Genomic DNA, 13,886 nt, shown 5'->3' with positions numbered 1-13,886 from the left:
CGCGTCTCGCGCGCCAATGTGTCGCGCAGATTGCATCGACGCATGCTTGTCATTTTGCAACTGAGTTGCAAAATGACATCGCCCTTAGTATCATCGCGTCATGTTGCAACTTGGTTGCATTAATCCGGCCGCGTACCGCGCGGCGTCGGGGACGGGCGGGCGTGACGCGCGCCATGGGACGTCCGCGCGCCGTGCCGGCCTCACAAGATCACAGGACTTTGCTGCCATGACGATTCCTCTCGGGGCATCCGGCGACGCCGACCGTCGCCTGCCCGTGACCGTGCTTTCCGGCTTTCTCGGGGCCGGCAAGACCACGCTGCTCAACCATGTGCTGCGCAATCGCGACGGCCTGCGCGTGGCAGTGCTCGTCAACGACATGAGCGATGTGAACATCGACGCGTCGTTCGTGGAGCGCGGTGCGGCCAAGGCGGGCGCGGCGCTCTCGCGCACGCAGGAGCGTCTCGTCGAGATGAGCAACGGCTGTATCTGTTGTACGTTGCGCGAGGATTTGCTCATCGCGGTGCGCGATCTGGCGCAGGAGGGGCGCTTCGATTACCTGCTCATCGAGTCGACGGGTATTGCCGAGCCGATGCCGGTGGCCGCGACGTTTGAATTTCGCGATGAGGCGGGCAAATCGCTCGCCGACATCGCTCGTCTCGACACGATGGTAACGGTCGTCGACGCCCTCCATGTGCTGGAAGACTTCCACAGTGTCGACACGCTCTCGCAGCGCGGCGAGGTGGCCGGTGAGGAGGATGAGCGACGTCTGGCCGAACTGCTGACCGAGCAGATCGAGTTTGCGGATGTGGTGGTCGTGAGCAAGGGGGATCGCGTGGACGCGGCGCGGCTCGACGCCGTCAAGGCGCTGATCGCCGGTCTCAATCCGTCGGCCCGCATCGTGCTGGGCGAGCACGGACAGGTACCGCTCGCCGACGTACTGGGCACGGGACTTTTCGATCCCGAGCGGGCAGAGCGAATGGCCGGCTGGGCGCAGGCGCTCGAAGGCGAGCCTGTGTCAGAGGCCGACACCTACGGGGTGACGAGCTTTGTGCTGCGTCGTCGTGCGCCGTTGCATCCGGCGCGCTTTGCATCGTTCATGTCGCAGCCATTCGACGGTCTGATCCGTGCGAAGGGCTATGTCTGGGCCGCAAGTCACCCGGCGTGGGCGCTCGCGTACTCGCGCGCGGGCAATACGGCGACGCTGGAGCCGATGGGGCAGTGGTGGGCGGCCGTGGATCAGGCCGTATGGCCGCCCGAGGGCGATCCGCAGCGCGCCGCCATCGAGACGAATTGGGAGGCGCCCTGGGGTGACCGCATCAACGAAGTGGTGTTCATCGGACGCGGCATGGATCGTGATGTTATTGAAAAGGCGTTCGATGCGTGCTGTCTGAGCGTGGTGGAACGCTCGCTCGGCGATGGCGCCTGGCGCGACGACGCGCACGCGCTGCCGCTGTCCATCGAGGACGGGGACGCGTGAACCGGTGAGCCGGGCACCGACGCGCGGTTGGGCGCTCCTGGTGTTCACGAATGGAATGCTTGCCGAGATCACCGAGTTGCTGGATTGGCACGGAATCCAGCGTGTCCCCATCCCGCGCTACCGACGCTGCATGGGGGGCGAGGGTTGCGCATAGGCCCTGGCCGCCGACAACTCGGCGATTTCAGTGGTAATCGCGTCTTGCCGGACGATACGAGACTCGCGCGTGAGCGTCGAAAGCTGGTCCCTCACGTGATGACTCGCCGAGAGCATCGCCGCCAGGCGCGCTGCATTTTCCGACGCGAACGATTGCATCAGGCCTTCGCATAGCTCGAGGTACACATAGCGTTCGGTGAGCCCAGTCAGCAATACGTCGAGTGGAAGATTGACGAGCGGCGCCTGCCTGTGCGATGACAGTCGGAATCGCGCGAACTCGAACGGCACGAGCTGGCGAGTCACGATGCGTTCGTCGAGGGCAGGGCCGGGCGTCGCATGGACGAGCCAAAGCGCCGACGATGCATGATGGCGAAAACGCGAAAACACCGCATCGGCGATCTGTCCGGCCACCCGCATCGCGTCGTCCGCATGCGACGCCATCGGCACAGACAGCGCGTACGGCAATGCACGCTCTCGAGCCAGCATCGCGCCTCGCGTACCGACCACGAAGAGGTCGGCTGGCGCGTTCCCCTTCAGGCACTCGACCTTCGCGAGCAGATGCTCATTGAAGCCGCCAACGAAACCCTGCTCTGTGCACACGACGATCAGAATGCGGGTGCCGGTTTCCGCCGTTCCGGGATCGGTCGCGTCGTCTGAAGGCACGGCCGCCAGCACCCTGCCGATGGCATCGCCGACGATGGCTGCGCTCGAGCGAATACCGGCAAGCCGAGCCTGCGCCTCACGCTCGCGCGCTGCCGCAATGCCACGCATCGCACCAATCACCGCGTCGAGTTGCGTCGCTGACGCGGCGCGGCGCTCAATTTCACTGAGCTTGCTGGTCATCGCGATATCACCGCCCGGTACTCCCATTGACGTGCTCATGCACGGCCCGTTCGACAAGCGTGCGGATCCGCTCGACCTGATGCTTGCGCTGTGCGTCGTCGAGCGCGGACAACGGCCACGCCTCCGCGGCCGCATCGCGAGCCGCCTCGTCCGCGCGCTTCAGTTTGTCGCGAACCCAGGCGGTGACGTCGCGCGAGATGCCGTCGAAGACACCCTCATCCAGGGCCGCGAGCAACGCAATCTGGTCGGTCACGCGCAATGCGCTGAAGCGCGGTTGTGTGATCAGCGCACGGATCCGCCTGCCCCGCTCGATTTTCGCGTTGACGCGCGCGTCAGCAAGACCGCCGAAATGGCTAAACATTTCGAGTTCGAGAAACTGCGCGTAGTCGAGCCGCAAACGGCCCGCGACATCGCGCAGTGCCGCGCGCTGCGCCTTGCCACCGACGCGGCTCACGCTCAATCCGACATCCACTGCGGGCCGTTGATTCGCGGCAAAAAGCGCAGCGTCAAGCACGATTTGTCCATCCGTGATCGAAATCAGGTTCGTCGGGATATACGCCGACAGATTGCCAGCGTGCGTCTCGGCGATCGGCAGCGCGGTCAGCGAGCCGCCGCCGAGCGCTGCCGACAACCTGGCCGCGCGTTCGAGCAGGCGCGCGTGCAGGTAGAAAATATCGCCGGGATACGCCTCGCGCCCGGGCGGCTCGCGCGTGAGCAACGCAAGCTCGCGATGCGTTGCCGCGTGCTTTGTCAAATCGTCGATCACGATCAACGCGTCCTGGCCGCGATCGCGAAAGAACTCGGCAATCGAAAAGCCCGCAAACGGCGCGATCCATTGCAGCCCGGGCGGCGTTGCCGCAGATGCCACGACGAAAATACAGCGCTCGGGCGCGCCGTGCTCGCGCACGGCATCGATGGCGCGCTGCACCGCCGTGGAGCGTTGCCCGACCGCGACATACACGCAAATTACGTCGCTATGCTTCTGATTGACGACTGCATCGATGGCAAGGGAGGTCTTGCCAGTTGCGCGGTCTCCGATGATCAGCTCACGTTGGCCGCGTCCGATGGCAAAGAGCGCATCGACGACCAGTACACCTGTCTCGAGCGGCTCATGCACGACGTCGCGCTCGATGATTGCGGGCGCCGGGCGTTCCACGGGCAGGCGCGCTTCGCATTTGGGCGGATCGCCTGCGTCCAGCGGTCTGCCAAGCGGATCGACGACGCGTCCGAGCAGCGCATCGCCAACGGGTACGTCAAGCACGCGTCCGGTACGAACGACATGCATCCCGGCCCGCACTGGCGTGTCGCCGTCGAGTAGCACAATGCTGGCGGTGGTGTCGTCGAGTGAATGAATGAATCCGCGTGCGCCGCACTCGATCTCGACAACCTCGTCAAGCGCCGCGTCGGGCAGGCCCGAGAGAAACGCAATGCCGTCGGCGATCAGCTCGATGCGCCCGATGCTGGCGGCACTCGGTTCGGGAGTGAGGCGCGCGAGCGCGGCACGCTGGCGGGCGAGCCACCCGTCGTCCGCCGGGTCGTCGTTGACATCAGCGTTGGCGGCCGTCATCGCGAAGCAACCCGTCATGAATCTGTGCCAACCGATCTCGCCAACTATTGCGGACTACGCCGTGCGTGCCCGACAACTCAAGTCCTGCGATCAGCGCTCGATCAACCTCGGTAGTGAATTCGACGCGGCGCCCGAGCGCGGTGGCGAGCGCTGCGGCGCACGCCGCACGTTCATCCATCGTCAATGCGCGCGGCGCTGTGAGCCGCAGTGACGCGTCCTCGGCCATTTCTGCGCGCGCGGCCGGCGACAGCAGGTGAACGCCATTCGCCAGTCCGGCGATGAACGCCGTCACGCGCATGCCATCGGGCAGTTGATCAAGCAACTTCGCGGCAATGTCGACGGCGAGCTGCAGCTTTTCCGCCGCCGCCGCGTCGGCCTGCGACGCCCGCTCGCGCGCGATTTCCGCCGCAGCCTGGGCGCGAAGCCGAGACGCGTCTTCCTGCGCCGCGGCGAGCAGCGCCGCGCGCTGCGCTTGCGCTTCGCTCTCGACGTGCGCGAGCGTCTGTGCTCGCTGTGCGGCAAGTTGCTCGCGTTCGGCCTGCGCTGCATCGCGCTCGGCCTGCGCCGCGAGCTTTGCGGCCTTCGCGTCGCTCATCAATGCATTGGCACTGGCCTGACGCTCGGCCATGATCTTCGCGACCGGACGGAACAAAAAGCGCGCGAGCAGCCACACCAGAATGAGCGCGTTGATCGTTTGCAGTGCCAGCGTCGACCAGTCGAGTTTCATCGCGCGCTCTATTTCACGAATGGGTTCGCAAACAACAGCAGCAAGGCGACGACAAGGCAATAAATCGCCATGGTCTCGATCATGGCAAGCCCGACGAACAGTGTGCGCGATAACGTGCCCGCCGCATCAGGCTGGCGGGCGATGGCATCCATTGCGGCTGCGACCGCACGGCCCTCGGCAAGCGCAGGACCGATCGCGCCGAACGACACGGCCAGTGCCGCCGCGACGATGCTGAAGATTTCAATGAGGCTCATGTCTGTCCTTTAGGCTTGTCGTGAACGGAAACGCCTGACTTGCCGACGGCCGCGCCGATGAAGACCATCGCGAGCACCGCGAAAATGTATGCCTGAACCGCGCCGGTCAGCAGGTCGAGCGCCATGAGCGGAATGGGCACGAGCAGCCCGGCGAGCGACAGCACGATGCCGACCACGAAAACGCCGCTCATCACGTTGCCAAACAGGCGAACCACGAGCGAGAACGTTCGGGTGACTTGCTCGACGACGTTCAACGGAATCATCACCCACGCCGGTTCGGCGAAGGTGGCAAGGTAGCCGCGAATGCCACGCGTGCGCACGCCGGACACGAGCGTCGCGGCAAGCACGAGCAGCGCGAGCGCGGCGTCGGTTTCCAGATGCGCGGTCGGCGGTTCAACCCCCGGAATGAGCGACGACCAGTTTGCGATCAAGACGAACAGGAACAAGGTGCCGATGAGCGAACGGTACGGCGCGGGGTCGGTCTGCATCGTCGCGCGAATCTCAGTGTCGAGCGTGCCGACCAGCAGTTCGAGCGCGGTTTGCACGCGCGACGGCATGACGGACAGCTTGCGGGTCAGCAGCAGCGAGGCGCCCGCCATCGCGGCCATGATCGCCCACGTCACCACCACGGGCGCCGTGACGATCAGAGGTCCCGCTCGTAGCAGCGGCTCCGCGATGAATGGCGCGTGAATCACGGTGCCACCCCCCGGCTTCGCAGCGCGACGCCACGCGCCCAGAGAAAGCCGCCGGTCCCGCCTAACAGGGCGAGCGCTCCCATTCTCGACAGCCCTACGAACACCGCGCCGGTGAGTGCGAGGCGCGCCAACTGTATCCCCAGCGCATGCGTCACGCGGCCTCGTGCGAAGCCCTCCACGGCCCAGTGCAGCGACGTGAAATGCAGCGCGCCAGCCAGCCGCCCCAACGCGACCCCGGCGGTCGCGAGCATGATGGTGTTGCCCCACGGCCATAGGTTCAGGTCAATCATGATCTCTCCTCTGCTGCCGATGCATCCAGCGCCATGCGGACCATAGGCCGATGGCCGCGCCGATCATCACCAGAGGTGCCGCAAAAAGTACCCGCGTGCCGGCAATGCGGTCCAGCCAATGCCCGAGCGCAAGGCAGAGCAGTATCGGTAGAACGATCGTCCAGCCGAGAATCCCAATCTGTCCGAGCCGCACGCCAAGCGACGGCTCCGGGTTTGCGCGCGCGATCTGCTCGTGGCTCGCAGCGCGCTTCGCCGCTTGCGCGACGCGATCGCCGTCTTTCCCCTCGGTGTCTCCCGTAGGTGGCCAGGATGTCATTGCGCGGCTCCCTGCTTGGGCGGAGGCCGGAGATAGCGCAGCATCTGACGTACTGCCTGCGCATGCAGCCGTGTCTGCTCGACGCGCGCGCGCCGCATCGCGTCGAGTTGCGCGGCGCGCGCGCGGCGCACTTCCGCTTCGAGCTGATCGAGCGAAGTCCCCGAAATGGCTTCACGGCACGCAAGCGAAACGTCGGTGCCGCCCGACACGACCAGCACACCGCCGTCGATCGCGCAGTAATGCTCGCTGCCATCTTCCCCACGCCAGCGCACGACGGAGGCACTCATCAGCGTGACAAGATCCGCGTGTCCGGCGTGGACGCCAAAGGCCCCACTGTCGTCCTCGGCACGTATGGACGAGACCGCCAGTCGGTCGACGACGATTTGCGATGGCGTGGTGATTGTCAGCGTGAAGCAACGCGCTGTCATGGCGAGGCCTCCTCTCACGTAGCGCCGGCCGTCGCCGTTTTGCTGCGCGCTTCCTTCGCGCGTGCCTCGTCCAGCGTTCCGACCATATATAAGGAACTCTCCTGCCAGTCGTCACACTCGCCCGCCAGAATCGCCTTGCTGCCGGCGATCGTGTCCGCGAGCGCGACCGATCGGCCGGGCTGGCCCGAGAAGGCTTCGGTGACCGTGAACGGCTGCGTAAGAAATCGTTGCAATCGGCGCGCGCGTTGCACGGCACGACGATCGTCGATGCCGAGTTCCTCGATGCCGAGCAACGCCACGACGTCCTGCAGTTCGCGCTGATGTTCGATCACACGCCGAACCTCGTTGGCGACCGCCGCGTGCGTCTCACCCACGACGAGCGGATCGAGCAGGATCGACGACGACGCGATCGGATCGATCGCGGGGTACATGCCCTCGGCGGCGAGCGAGCGCGACAAGACGATCATGCTGTCGACGTGCGATGCGAGCGTCGTCACGGCAGGGTCGGTGAAGTCGTCGGCGGGGACGTAGACCGCTTCAATCGCCGTGACTGCCGCATTGCCCACCGACACAATCCGCTCCTGTAAGGCCGCAACTTCGCTCGCGAGGGTCGGCTGATAGCCGACTCTCGAAGGCATGCGTCCGAGCAGCCCCGAGACCTCGGCGCCCGCCTGCACGAAGCGAAAGATGTTGTCCATCAGCAGCAGTACGTTCTGGCCGCGATCGTCTCGAAAATACTCGGCGATCGTGACCGCGGTGAGCGGCACACGCCAGCGGGCACCGGGCGGCTCGTTCATCTGCCCATAGACGAGGACCGCGCGCGGCAACACGCCGGAGCCGCGCATGTCCGCCAGCATTTCGTGCCCTTCGCGCGAGCGCTCTCCGACGCCGGCGAACACGGACATTCCGCCATACTGCGCGGCCATCACGTGAATCAGTTCCATCACGAGCACGGTCTTGCCGACGCCGGCGCCCCCGAACATGGCCGCCTTGCCGCCATGCGCGAGCGGGGCCAGCAAATCGACGATCTTGATTCCCGTCTCGAACAGGCGCGTCGTGCCGCGCTGTGATGACAGGGGCGGCGGCGCGCGATGGATGGGTCGGCGCTCGATGGCTTCGGACAAAGGCTCACCGCCGTCGCGCGTCGTGCCGGCGACGTCGAGCAACCTGCCCAGCACGGCGTCTCCTACGGGCACGTCGATGGGCTTTCCGGTGGCCCGCACCGCCGCGCCACGCGCGAGACCTGCGCTCGCGTGCAACGCAAGCGCGCGTATCGTGCGCTCGCCGGTGTGTGACTGGACTTCCGCGAGGATCGGCGAGCCGCCTCGCAGGGTGATCCATAGCGCACTATCGACCGCGGGGAGCTCGCTCGTCTCGAACGCAACGTCAACGACCGCGCCACGCACCGCGCACACTCGTCCACACATCTGCGCCGTTGTTGGGCGAGTGGTCGTGTCCTGACTGGCGGTACTGGCGAGAATCGACACGGCGCGTTCCCCAAGATCGGATCTGCAATCTCTTCACAATAGTGGCACGCCGAAGAAGGGGGCTGATCCTGATCAAACGTTGCGGGCATCGTTGCCCATCTTGAACGCGTGACGCACCGCAAGGCGAGAAAGCCGCCGTACGGTGCGTCTGCGCTGCCGCGCGTTAGAAGTCAGGCGTTTCCACCGGGCGCAGGTCGAACACGAGCACTTCCGCGTCGTTGCCGTGCGAGAGCGTGAGGGCGGTTTCGTTGCGCACGCGCACTCCATCGCCTTCCGCCAGCGCCACGCCGTTCAAGCTCACGCCACCGCGTGCAACATGCACATAGGCGTAGCGGTTCGGCGCAAGCGTGAGCGTGGCTGACTCGTCGCCGTCGAACAGACCGGCGTACACACGCGCATCCTGATGGATGTGCAGCGAGTTGTCGCTGCCATCCGGCGAGATGATCAGGCGCAGTCGGCCGCGCTTTTCTTCCGGCGTGAAGCGCTGTTGCTGATACTCGGGCGCAATGCCTGCCTGATTCGGCACGATCCAGATCTGCAGGAAGTGCACCGGCGAGGTGGGCGAGTGGTTGAACTCGCTGTGTGCCACGCCGCGTCCCGCGCTCATCAACTGCACGTCGCCCGGCTCGATCACCGACCCCGTGCCCATGGTGTCCTTGTGTTCGAGCGCGCCCTCGAGCACGTACGAAAAGATCTCCATGTCACGGTGCGGATGCTTGCCGAAGCCTTGCGCCGGCGCCACGCGGTCGTCGTTGATCACCAGCAGGTCGGAAAAGCCGACTTGCTTGGGATCGTAAAAATTCGCGAACGAGAACGTGTGGCGCGAGTTGAGCCAGCCATGGTTGGCAACGCCTCGGTCTGCAGCTTTTCTGATGTCCAGCATGATGGGCTCCTGTGTCTTCGTCGTTTCATTGAGAGGCTGGGTTGGCCTCGATGAATGTCATTTTAGAGTCCTGGCGAGAAACCACAATCCGCTTGATTGTGGAATAATTGTCGCGTTATAGGTGACAATTGAGGCCGATGACAATCGCCGATCTTCCGGGCGCGAGGTGGACGATTCTTAATGCGTGGGGTTCAAACGACCGAAAGCGCGGGCGTTGGCGCGCGTGCCGGTGCGCGATGTGCGAGACTACGGACCTTCTTTCCCAAAGCTGGCCGGCCAATGCGCGAGCAGGCACGGCAGGCTGTTATCGGACACTTGTGCGCGCATGGCTTGAGGGCCGTGCAGTCGTCCGACCCGCCCCCACTGGAGATTCGTCATGAGCCGCACCTATGCATTTCGTATCGTCAACGTTTTCGCCGAGACGACCTTCGGAGGCAATCCGCTGTGCGTTTTCGAAGACGCGCGCGGGCTGAGCGACGACGAGATGGGCGCGTTGGCGCGACAGTTCAATCTGTCCGAGACGACGTTCATTCTGCCCTCCGAGACGGCCGATGCGCACGTGCGAATTTTCACGCCCGGTTACGAGATGCGTTTTGCCGGGCATCCCACGCTGGGGACGGCGCACGTGCTGCGTGCCATGCGCGCCCTGGGTGACCGCGTGACGCTGCAATTTGCCGCCGGCCTGGTGCCGGTTCAGGCGAGCGGCGATCACTGGACGCTCACGGCCCCGTCGTCGGGCGAGCCGAAGATCAAGCCTGCGAGCGAGGCCGATGCCGACATCGCGGCGCTGGTGCGGCTGGGGCGCGACGATCTCGCACAGTCGCCCCAATGGGTCGACACCGGGGCCGATCAACTACTGATTCCGCTGCGCGACGCCGACGCGGTCGCGCGGGCGCAACCCGACAGCGCGCGTCTGGAGCGCTGGCCGCTCTCGAGTCTGGAGCGTAAAACGGGTTACGTGTTTTCCATCGACGAGGAGACGGGCGGCGAGTTGCAGGTCACGGCCCGCTACTTCTTCACGACGCAGGGCGGCGGTGTGAGCGAGGACCCGGGCACGGGATCCGCTTGCGCCAACCTTGGCGGCTGGCTGATCGGACAAGGGTATCCGCTGCCGGTGCGCGCGCGCGTGTCGCAGGGCGACGCCATCGAGCGACCGTGCCGGTTGACGCTCGAAGTCACGGCGGATCGTCGGATCCTGGTGGGCGGCAACGTCATCGAACTCGCGCGCGGCGAGGTGCGCCTGTAAGGCGCCCGGGGACCATAGCCGTATGTATGCATTGGCAGCGCCGGTCGAGACCGAGCTGGACATCAAAAAGAGCCGGTTCATTGGCATCGTCATGCCGGTAACGTCGCGCGAGGCGGCCATGCGCGAACTCGGCGCGCTGCGCGTGCGTTATCCCAACGCCACGCATTATTGCTGGGTGTTGTTGTGCGAGGGCGCGTCGGGTTTCGACGACGATGGCGAGCCGGGCGGCACGGCGGCCAAGCCCATGTACAACGTGCTCATGCACAAGGGCCTGACGAATGTGCTGGCGGTCGTCGTGCGCTATTACGGCGGTATCAAACTGGGCGCGGGCGGCCTGACCCGTGCCTACGGGCAGGCGGTGAGCGAAGCGCTCAAGCTCGCCACGCTCACGGCGGTCGAGCCGACGACCGAGCCGCGCTACCGCTGCACCTTTGCCCACGAAGCGACGCTGCGCCGGTTGGCGGAGCGTCATGGCGCCGAGGTGCTCGACGCTGGCTACGATGACGCCGTCACGCTGCGGTTACGCCTGAAGGTGCGTGACGTGGCGGCGTTCGAAGCCGACGCGACGCAAGCCCTCAGCGGCGGCCTCAAGCGGAGCGATTGAGGCGATGAGACGGCCGGTCGTCGCGTGAGACGGCGCGCCGTGGCAGGACAGGGGGGCGGCGAGGCGCGGCGTCAATGCTCGAAGAGGTGGAAGGCCTCGAAATGGTTTCGCCGTCGCGAGAGCGCCACGAGATTGACGATGCACACGAGCGCAACCAGCGCGAAGAGGGGCGCGGAGACTTCGATGGTGTCGCGCGCGAGCAGCGAGACGAGTGTCAACGCCACCATGATCGCCAGCATCGCACGATGCAGCCACGTCGCCAGCCGCAGATGCCGCTCGGATTGCGCCACGAGCACGACCAGCGAGACATAGAACGGTGCGGCGATCAGCGCCAGCACGCAAAGCGCGAGGAGCACGCCAAGCACGCTGGCGAGCAGTGCATGCCCGTCGGCGGCGCTCGATTGCACGCCGACGACCGTTGCCGCAGCGAGATAAAGCAGCATCAAACCATCCAGAACAATCGCGGTTCGGTTCATGACATCTCTCCGACGAAAAAGGTGCGGAGGTGAGATCGCCCCGCGCAAGGCGACGGGGTCCGGTTGCGGTTCAACAGTCAGATGAAGGTGCCGGTACTTGGCGGCAGGCCAGACTAGCCACGCAATGCGATAGCGCCGTGACAGCTGTCCGCGGTTTGGAAGTCGTCGTCAGCGGGGTGGTTTCGGTGTGGCCAACGAACGTGGCGTGTCGTCCGGGCCGTGCGCGTTGCCGGCCATCGGTGGCGCCAGGCCCAGCCAGACGGCGGCCGCGTCAATGCCTACCGGGTCCACCGTGGCTTGTATGCGGTAGATCGACACGTTGCCACTTTCGTCGGCACAGAAGAGGTCGCGCTCCAGGTCCGCCACGATGTCGAGCCGTTGCTGACATCGGTAGAAGCCCAGTGGCGTGAGATCCTGCACCAGCGCGGCGAGGGTCTCGGGATAGAGATAGAGGCGGCGGGGCCAATGACCGTGCCGGGAGCGGAACGTGCCGAGGGCGCCGAGCACGTGGGCCAGCGTGCCGCCGTGACCGCGAACGCACTCCATCAGGCACGACGGGTCATGCGCCAGCGCAATGTCAGGGTCTGGCGTGCCGGGGCGAAGACGGCCGGGAAGGGTCGGGTGTCCCATGGTTCACCCCGCGTAACGCACGACCATGCGTGCGCGCGGCAAGCCAAGTATTGCCGATAACGTACAGGTATCCACAAACACTCCGTTGACTTCCCGAAGTTGCGTGCCCGGCGAATATTGGTCTAGTGATTTGATAGTTGCAGACGACTGCAACGGGCGAAATCCGCACTTTCGCCTAATCCGTCAGCATGAGGCGCCGACGATCCCGCGCCGGACGGCGGCAGGGAATAGGTGGCGCGCGACGACCCAATGAAAACCGGCGGACTGAGCCGCCGGTTGATGCCCCATCGGGGCGTCGCCAGCCGCGTGTACCGGCGCGGCATGGTATGGGCCAAGTAGACTTGGCACCGAAAGGCATTGCCGTCATGCACTGAACCGTTTCCAGTTCCCGGCCGCGCCCATGCAGTTTGACTGCCCCTTGAGTATAGGTCGCGCGCGGGTAAGCGAATCGACTTTTCGGATGAGGGGGGCGCCAAGGGCGAACCGTTCGGTAGGCAAGCGCCCGAATTGACACAGGATTTCCCTCATGCCCCCGGTTTCGTCCGCGCCGACTTTGGGGTCTAATGTCACCATTCACGACGTAATCGCAAGGCATGCGGCTTTCCGCATCGTCATCGCGCGATACGACGCCGGGCCCCAGTCGAACATTCCAACGATGGCAATGAATTCTCTACAACGATGGACCCTGCTTGCCTGCCTCTGTGCGGCGCAGTCGGCGATCGCCGCCGACCAGTGCGAGGGTATCCTCATGCTGGCCAAGAGCGCGCAGACCGGCTTTGACAACATCTCCGGCCCGCTTGCGGCCAAGAACGACCGCGGCGAAAGCTATCAGGCGACCTACTCGGTACCGGGCGGCGACTGCAAGGTATTCCGGGCAAAGGGTCTCGCACCGACTTACGAATGTGTCTGGGATTACCAGAAGATCACGCCGGCGGATCTGCGCCGCGAGGCGCAGGGATTCGCCACGCAGGTCTCGCGCTGCACCCGGGGCGTGACCACGCTGCGCACGACCACGACAAACGCTGCCGGTTTGCCCGCCGAATGGCAGAGCGCGAGCCGGAAGTATGCGCATCCGGTCAACTTCACCGTCACGGCACAGGACTTGATCACGTCGCGCGGCGAGCGCCTGCGAGAAATCTCGCTGTCCGTCGAAAAGCAGATCGAGAAGTAAGCGGTACGTTACCGTTGCCGAGGTTGAACACCGTCTCGCCATCGGCGGCTGGGCGGCGCGCCCAGTCCCGCCGAACGGGGCTGGCGATGCGTCTGGCGCCACCGTGATGCTGCCGTTACAAACGGTTGCAGACCGCGCCACGCGTTAACATCTTTTCGGTCGACGCTCATTCGACCGACCCGGTACAGTCATTCTTGAGGCGTATGGCGCACAGGCAACCCACCGGTGCCGTCCGCGTCTCGTGCCAACCGGCCCCACCTTAGGGCCGGGTGCGATGGCTGAACCCAAATGAGTGCCCGACTTCGTTACTGTTTCCTGTTGCTGCTTGTGTGTGCCTATCCTGCCTGGGCAGGGGGCGGGCGCGGGCGCGACATGCTGGATTTGAACAAGGCATCGCTGCGGGAAGACATCAGCCGCTTCAGCGCCGATCGCGGTCGCGGTCAGGCGGCCTATCCGAACTGGGCGGCCCCGGCGGAGCCGCGTGAGCGCCAATACTCGCCGCAAGGCGAGCCACGCGGGTCGCGCGGCGGTGGCGGTGGCGGTGGCGGCCGTCGCGGTCGCTGACGCTTGTTGCCGCGCGCGGTTCCGCGCCGGCGTTGCTGTCCCCGTTTCCCGTTTTTCCCCTCCCCTCCGATGTCC

17 protein-coding genes are annotated in these 13,886 nt (G+C 65.5%); 5 read left to right on the top strand and 12 right to left on the bottom strand.

The window, feature by feature from the left end:
* Window positions 1-226: 226 nt before the first annotated feature.
* Window positions 227-1,477: a GTP-binding protein gene (locus PanNE5_RS05100; RefSeq protein ID WP_261939348.1), complete on the top strand. Its 1,251-nt coding sequence runs from the start codon at window positions 227-229 to the stop codon at window positions 1,475-1,477.
* Window positions 1,478-1,594: 117 nt separating this feature from the next.
* Here PanNE5_RS05100 and PanNE5_RS05095 read toward each other — a convergent pair whose 3' ends face one another.
* From PanNE5_RS05095 to PanNE5_RS05050, 10 genes are all read right to left on the bottom strand, one after another.
* Window positions 1,595-2,473 (bottom strand): FoF1 ATP synthase subunit gamma, encoded by an 879-nt coding sequence (locus PanNE5_RS05095; RefSeq protein ID WP_261939347.1) that lies wholly within the window; start codon window positions 2,471-2,473, stop codon window positions 1,595-1,597.
* 7 nt (window positions 2,474-2,480) lie between these two features.
* Complete coding sequence (locus tag PanNE5_RS05090) at window positions 2,481-4,058, bottom strand: F0F1 ATP synthase subunit alpha (protein ID WP_410007559.1); 1,578 nt, start codon at window positions 4,056-4,058, stop codon at window positions 2,481-2,483.
* Complete coding sequence (locus tag PanNE5_RS05085) at window positions 4,021-4,767, bottom strand: hypothetical protein (RefSeq protein ID WP_017233261.1); 747 nt, start codon at window positions 4,765-4,767, stop codon at window positions 4,021-4,023. Before PanNE5_RS05085 ends, PanNE5_RS05090 begins: the two co-directional genes overlap by 38 nt.
* Before the next feature lie 8 nt (window positions 4,768-4,775).
* Window positions 4,776-5,021: a F0F1 ATP synthase subunit C gene (locus PanNE5_RS05080; RefSeq protein ID WP_017233260.1), complete on the bottom strand. Its 246-nt coding sequence runs from the start codon at window positions 5,019-5,021 to the stop codon at window positions 4,776-4,778.
* Window positions 5,018-5,716: a F0F1 ATP synthase subunit A gene (locus PanNE5_RS05075; protein WP_017233259.1), complete on the bottom strand. Its 699-nt coding sequence runs from the start codon at window positions 5,714-5,716 to the stop codon at window positions 5,018-5,020. The genes PanNE5_RS05080 and PanNE5_RS05075 overlap by 4 nt, the downstream gene beginning before the upstream one ends.
* Window positions 5,713-6,006, bottom strand: a complete 294-nt coding sequence (locus PanNE5_RS05070; protein WP_017233258.1) for an ATP synthase subunit I — start codon at window positions 6,004-6,006, stop codon at window positions 5,713-5,715. Before PanNE5_RS05070 ends, PanNE5_RS05075 begins: the two co-directional genes overlap by 4 nt.
* The gene (locus PanNE5_RS05065; protein WP_017233257.1) at window positions 5,999-6,322 is read right to left on the bottom strand and encodes an AtpZ/AtpI family protein; all 324 of its coding nucleotides are present in this window, start codon (window positions 6,320-6,322) and stop codon (window positions 5,999-6,001) included. The genes PanNE5_RS05070 and PanNE5_RS05065 overlap by 8 nt, the downstream gene beginning before the upstream one ends.
* A complete protein-coding gene (locus PanNE5_RS05060) occupies window positions 6,319-6,750 on the bottom strand; it encodes a F0F1 ATP synthase subunit epsilon (RefSeq protein WP_261939346.1) in 432 nt (143 codons plus the stop codon). The genes PanNE5_RS05065 and PanNE5_RS05060 overlap by 4 nt, the downstream gene beginning before the upstream one ends.
* A 14-nt stretch (window positions 6,751-6,764) precedes the next feature.
* The gene (atpD, locus tag PanNE5_RS05055; protein ID WP_261939804.1) at window positions 6,765-8,177 is read right to left on the bottom strand and encodes a F0F1 ATP synthase subunit beta; all 1,413 of its coding nucleotides are present in this window, start codon (window positions 8,175-8,177) and stop codon (window positions 6,765-6,767) included.
* Between the two features lie 223 nt (window positions 8,178-8,400).
* On the bottom strand, window positions 8,401-9,120 hold the full coding sequence (locus tag PanNE5_RS05050; protein WP_017233254.1) for a pirin family protein: 720 nt from the start codon (window positions 9,118-9,120) through the stop codon (window positions 8,401-8,403).
* Window positions 9,121-9,496: 376 nt separating this feature from the next.
* Between PanNE5_RS05050 and PanNE5_RS05045 the strand changes: the two genes are divergently transcribed.
* Both PanNE5_RS05045 and PanNE5_RS05040 read left to right on the top strand, forming a co-directional pair.
* Window positions 9,497-10,366, top strand: a complete 870-nt coding sequence (locus tag PanNE5_RS05045) for a PhzF family phenazine biosynthesis protein (protein WP_017233253.1) — start codon at window positions 9,497-9,499, stop codon at window positions 10,364-10,366.
* A 22-nt stretch (window positions 10,367-10,388) separates the two neighbouring features.
* Window positions 10,389-10,970 carry an IMPACT family protein gene (locus PanNE5_RS05040; protein ID WP_017233252.1) on the top strand — a complete coding sequence of 194 codons (582 nt, stop codon included), beginning with the start codon at window positions 10,389-10,391 and terminating at the stop codon, window positions 10,968-10,970.
* Between the two features lie 71 nt (window positions 10,971-11,041).
* Here PanNE5_RS05040 and PanNE5_RS05035 read toward each other — a convergent pair whose 3' ends face one another.
* Together PanNE5_RS05035 and PanNE5_RS05030 are read right to left on the bottom strand one after the other, a co-directional pair.
* Complete coding sequence (locus PanNE5_RS05035; RefSeq protein ID WP_017233251.1) at window positions 11,042-11,446, bottom strand: hypothetical protein; 405 nt, start codon at window positions 11,444-11,446, stop codon at window positions 11,042-11,044.
* A 168-nt stretch (window positions 11,447-11,614) separates the two neighbouring features.
* Window positions 11,615-12,076 carry a hypothetical protein gene (locus PanNE5_RS05030; RefSeq protein ID WP_157211413.1) on the bottom strand — a complete coding sequence of 154 codons (462 nt, stop codon included), beginning with the start codon at window positions 12,074-12,076 and terminating at the stop codon, window positions 11,615-11,617.
* Window positions 12,077-12,737: 661 nt separating this feature from the next.
* Between PanNE5_RS05030 and PanNE5_RS05025 the strand changes: the two genes are divergently transcribed.
* Window positions 12,738-13,247, top strand: a complete 510-nt coding sequence (locus PanNE5_RS05025; RefSeq protein WP_150562185.1) for a hypothetical protein — start codon at window positions 12,738-12,740, stop codon at window positions 13,245-13,247.
* Between the two features lie 288 nt (window positions 13,248-13,535).
* Window positions 13,536-13,811, top strand: coding sequence for a hypothetical protein (locus tag PanNE5_RS05020; protein WP_017233248.1), 276 nt, complete (start codon window positions 13,536-13,538; stop codon window positions 13,809-13,811).
* Window positions 13,812-13,886: the final 75 nt, after the last annotated feature.

This window comes from Pandoraea sp. NE5 (assembly GCF_024363545.1).
Taxonomy (GTDB): Bacteria; Pseudomonadota; Gammaproteobacteria; order Burkholderiales; family Burkholderiaceae; genus Pandoraea; species Pandoraea cepalis.
The sequence above is the reverse complement of the archived record's forward strand: the minus strand, read 5'-3'. Positions and strand labels throughout refer to the sequence as shown.

What these genes read in the sequence shown, in the direction of transcription:
- PanNE5_RS05100 (WP_261939348.1), top strand. Translation starts at nt 227, where the DNA reads ATGACGATTCCTCTCGGGGCATCCGGCGACGCCGACCGTCGCCTGCCC.
- PanNE5_RS05095 (WP_261939347.1), bottom strand. Translation starts at nt 2,473, where the DNA reads ATGACCAGCAAGCTCAGTGAAATTGAGCGCCGCGCCGCGTCAGCGACG.
- PanNE5_RS05090 (WP_410007559.1), bottom strand. Translation starts at nt 4,058, where the DNA reads ATGACGGGTTGCTTCGCGATGACGGCCGCCAACGCTGATGTCAACGAC.
- PanNE5_RS05085 (WP_017233261.1), bottom strand. Translation starts at nt 4,767, where the DNA reads ATGAAACTCGACTGGTCGACGCTGGCACTGCAAACGATCAACGCGCTC.
- PanNE5_RS05080 (WP_017233260.1), bottom strand. Translation starts at nt 5,021, where the DNA reads ATGAGCCTCATTGAAATCTTCAGCATCGTCGCGGCGGCACTGGCCGTG.
- PanNE5_RS05070 (WP_017233258.1), bottom strand. Translation starts at nt 6,006, where the DNA reads ATGATTGACCTGAACCTATGGCCGTGGGGCAACACCATCATGCTCGCG.
- PanNE5_RS05065 (WP_017233257.1), bottom strand. Translation starts at nt 6,322, where the DNA reads ATGACATCCTGGCCACCTACGGGAGACACCGAGGGGAAAGACGGCGAT.
- PanNE5_RS05060 (WP_261939346.1), bottom strand. Translation starts at nt 6,750, where the DNA reads ATGACAGCGCGTTGCTTCACGCTGACAATCACCACGCCATCGCAAATC.
- atpD (WP_261939804.1), bottom strand. Translation starts at nt 8,177, where the DNA reads ATGTGTGGACGAGTGTGCGCGGTGCGTGGCGCGGTCGTTGACGTTGCG.
- PanNE5_RS05050 (WP_017233254.1), bottom strand. Translation starts at nt 9,120, where the DNA reads ATGCTGGACATCAGAAAAGCTGCAGACCGAGGCGTTGCCAACCATGGC.
- PanNE5_RS05045 (WP_017233253.1), top strand. Translation starts at nt 9,497, where the DNA reads ATGAGCCGCACCTATGCATTTCGTATCGTCAACGTTTTCGCCGAGACG.
- PanNE5_RS05040 (WP_017233252.1), top strand. Translation starts at nt 10,389, where the DNA reads ATGTATGCATTGGCAGCGCCGGTCGAGACCGAGCTGGACATCAAAAAG.
- PanNE5_RS05035 (WP_017233251.1), bottom strand. Translation starts at nt 11,446, where the DNA reads ATGAACCGAACCGCGATTGTTCTGGATGGTTTGATGCTGCTTTATCTC.
- PanNE5_RS05030 (WP_157211413.1), bottom strand. Translation starts at nt 12,076, where the DNA reads ATGGGACACCCGACCCTTCCCGGCCGTCTTCGCCCCGGCACGCCAGAC.
- PanNE5_RS05025 (WP_150562185.1), top strand. Translation starts at nt 12,738, where the DNA reads ATGAATTCTCTACAACGATGGACCCTGCTTGCCTGCCTCTGTGCGGCG.
- PanNE5_RS05020 (WP_017233248.1), top strand. Translation starts at nt 13,536, where the DNA reads ATGAGTGCCCGACTTCGTTACTGTTTCCTGTTGCTGCTTGTGTGTGCC.